Source organism: Chryseobacterium sp. HNCC26DJ241, from assembly GCF_057180505.1.
In genome coordinates this window covers 1-3,217 of record NZ_JBXUGL010000065.1, presented here as the reverse complement: position 1 = coordinate 3,217, position 3,217 = coordinate 1, and the positions used below count along the sequence as shown (strand labels likewise).

Here is a 3,217-nt window from a genome sequence, read left to right as displayed (position 1 = left end):
AAAGAAGAAAACGGATTTGTCAATATCGGCTACTTCAAAGGAAGTCCTTTCGGTGAGATCGACAGACGAGATAAAGAGCATGAATTAAGAATGAATAAGGTTTAAAAATAAAAACCCATGGAACTCACAAAAAGATTACTGTTTCTGGATGACGTAAGATACCCGATTGAAGTATATCATTATACAGAACAGGATATTTTCCTCAGAAAAGATTGGCATATCGTTCGAAATTACGAACAGTTTGTCAATAGGATTTTGGAAAAAGGACTGCCGGAAATGATTTCTTTTGACCATGACCTTGCAGATGAGCATTATTTGAAACAGGATGCTAAGGATTTTGTTGAAAGGACCGGCTATGATTGTGCAAAATGGTTAGTAGAATATTGTATGGATAACTATTTGCCCTTGCCTAAATTCTATTGCCACTCAATGAATCCTGTGGGAAAAGAAAATATTGAAAGCCTTTTAAAAAACTTTAAAAAAATATAATGAACATTTTTAGATTCATTCAGGATATAAAAACGCATTTGAAACTCAGTTTTGATGAGGTTAACAGGTGGTTTGATAAAGATAAAGCAACGTTGAATTATCAACCTTCAAACGGAGGTTGGACGGTTCTGCAGATTTTAGAACATATTTATCTCACAAACTTTTATTTGTTGATTCTTATTGAAAAAGGTTCAAAAAAAGCAATGCGAAATTATCTTAATCTTGATTTGAATCTTGAAATAAAAAACTACAGTTTTGACAAAGAAAAGTTTGAAAAAGTAGGAGAGTATAGTGCTTTTGAATGGATAAGACCAAAACACATGGAGCCGAAAGGAGAATTAGATTTGAAAGAAATAAAAAATTTAATTGCTCAACAATATCATCAATGTTTAAACTATTTAGACTTGATGAAAAACGGAGAAGGTATCCTTTGTAAAACAACAATGACAGTGAATCAACTGGGGAAAATTAATGTGTATGAATACATTTATTTCCTTTCACTTCATGCTCAGAGACACCTTACTCAGATGAAAAATAATGAATTAGAATTTAATTAAACTGCAAGATTTTAACACTTAAGTTCTTCTTAGTTGATAAATTTATTTTTAAAAGGCCACTTAAGTATATGAAAATCTTTGATTTTCTCTTATGTGAACTAAATATTTTCAAAGTTGTAAACTAAAAACTAAAGTATTCTTAAGTGGTAAAAAACTTTTATGCCTTTTGTGGTAAAATAACAAACAATTAAAAAAAATAAAAAAATGAAACCAAATATATTTTTTACGGCAGATCATCATTTTGGTCACGCCAATATTATAAAATTTTCCGAACGGCCTTTTGAGTCTTTGGAACACATGAATGAAGAACTCATAAAACGGTGGAACGAAAGAATTTCTCCACAAGATGAAGTCTATCATTTAGGCGATGTAAGCCTCGGAAAACCCGATTTTACCAAAGAAATTTTGGATCGTTTGAATGGCAAAATTCACCTCATAAAAGGCAACCACGAATATTCGGCGTTGCGGGTTACGGATAGATTCGAGTGGATAAAAGATTATCACGAACTTTCTGTAGAAGATGAGGACGTAAAAGGAGGCAAACAAAAAATAATGCTTTTTCATTACGCAATGCGCACTTGGAACGGTTCTCATCACGGAACGTGGCAATTGTACGGTCATTCTCACGGAACTTTACCGGATGATAATACAATGCTAAGTATTGATGTAGGTGTAGATTGCCATAACTTCTACCCTATTTCTTACGAAGAAGTGAAGGCGATAATGAAACAGAAAAATTGGACGCCTCCTTTTGCACCAAGAAATTGATGAACAGGAGAATGAATGTTGGAGCAGGAAGTTTCTACAGTTTGTAATTACTTTCTGCTTCAAACTTTCAACCTTTAAAAATTTAAAACAAAATGAAAACAACAGATAACATATTAATTATAGACCTCGAAGCCACGTGTTGGGAAGACCGACCGCCGAGAGGACAGGAAAGCGAAATTATAGAAATCGGGGTTTGTATAATGGACGCCAAAACGGGTAAAATTTCGCAAAACGAAGGGATTTTAATACAACCCCAATTCTCCAAAGTGAGCCCTTTTTGCACCCAGCTCACATCCATTACACAAGAAATGTTAGATAACGAAGGTATTTTATTGGAAGATGCTTTCGATATTCTAAGAGCGGAATACAATTCCGAAGATCTTACTTGGGCAAGTTATGGAAATTATGATTTGAGTATGCTTCAGAGACAGGCTGCAAAATTCCGAGTTGATTATCCTTTAAGCGATGACCATATCAATGTAAAAACATTATTCGGAGAATTACACCCTATCAGAAAAAGCGTAGGAATGGATAGAGCGTTAAAAGAATTAAAACTTCCCCTCGAAGGTTTCCATCACAGAGGTGTAGACGATGCCAAAAATATTGCAAAAATTTTGCATTGGTATTTGCAGAAAGCCTAATATAAATTTTAAAAAATCCTTTTAAATTCGTATATTTAAAGGGATTTTTATTTTAAAGTTGTGATGGAAAAAATAGATGCTATAGAACACATAAGAAAACGATCTGGAATGTATATTGGTTCTTTAGATCATGCGGGTTTTAATGAATTAATACATTATCTAATTCAGGATTTAATAGCAACGGAAACTTTTGAAATTACCTTTATTCTTAAAGAAAATAATCAATTAATAATAGAGGGCTTAAACAAAAAAGCATTTGACTTTATTTCTAAAGCAGTAGAAAATATTAATGATTATAACGGTGAGAATTTTCATTTGTCGATAGCAACGCTTATTGGACTGTCCGATTATTTAAGAATTGAACTTGACGATTGTGTAGTTTTAAATTCAAACAAAGGAAAGTTTACAATAGAAGATGAAATTCTTAAAGCAAACAAAATCAAATTTGACTTTACAATTGACAAAGATATTTTTAAAAATTTAGTCGTAGATTATATCAGTATCAATCATTTGCTTAAAAGATTTTCATATTTAAATTCAAAATTGAGAATTAAAAGTATTGATGAATCGGGAATCGAAAAGCAAACAAATATCTTTCATTTTTCTAATGGCTTGTTGGAAAAAATTGATTTTGAACTTAGAGCAAAAATGTTGAATAATGATCTGATTTTTAGGTTAAATTTTGATAAAGAAACAGAATTTTCATATTCGTTAGCTCTTGCTTTTGTAAGAGGTTTCTGGATGGAGCCAAAATTACGAGTA

Annotated in this window: 5 protein-coding genes; all 5 read left to right on the top strand. The window is 31.9% G+C overall.

Annotated elements, in window-relative coordinates; all coding sequences use genetic code 11:
- Positions 1 to 117 precede the first annotated feature (117 nt).
- On the top strand, positions 118 to 489 hold the full coding sequence (locus AC2A1C_RS15690) for a cyclic-phosphate processing receiver domain-containing protein (RefSeq protein ID WP_484026872.1): 372 nt from the start codon (positions 118 to 120) through the stop codon (positions 487 to 489).
- On the top strand, positions 489 to 1,046 hold the full coding sequence (locus AC2A1C_RS15685) for a DinB family protein (protein ID WP_484026870.1): 558 nt from the start codon (positions 489 to 491) through the stop codon (positions 1,044 to 1,046). The genes AC2A1C_RS15690 and AC2A1C_RS15685 overlap by 1 nt, the downstream gene beginning before the upstream one ends.
- 204 nt (positions 1,047 to 1,250) lie before the next feature.
- Complete coding sequence (locus tag AC2A1C_RS15680; protein WP_484026869.1) at positions 1,251 to 1,814, top strand: metallophosphoesterase family protein; 564 nt, start codon at positions 1,251 to 1,253, stop codon at positions 1,812 to 1,814.
- 92 nt (positions 1,815 to 1,906) lie between these two features.
- On the top strand, positions 1,907 to 2,455 hold the full coding sequence (locus AC2A1C_RS15675) for a 3'-5' exonuclease (RefSeq protein ID WP_484026868.1): 549 nt from the start codon (positions 1,907 to 1,909) through the stop codon (positions 2,453 to 2,455).
- A 63-nt stretch (positions 2,456 to 2,518) separates the two neighbouring features.
- The coding region (locus AC2A1C_RS15670) for a hypothetical protein (protein WP_484026866.1) at positions 2,519 to 3,217 on the top strand (699 nt) is incomplete at its 3' end.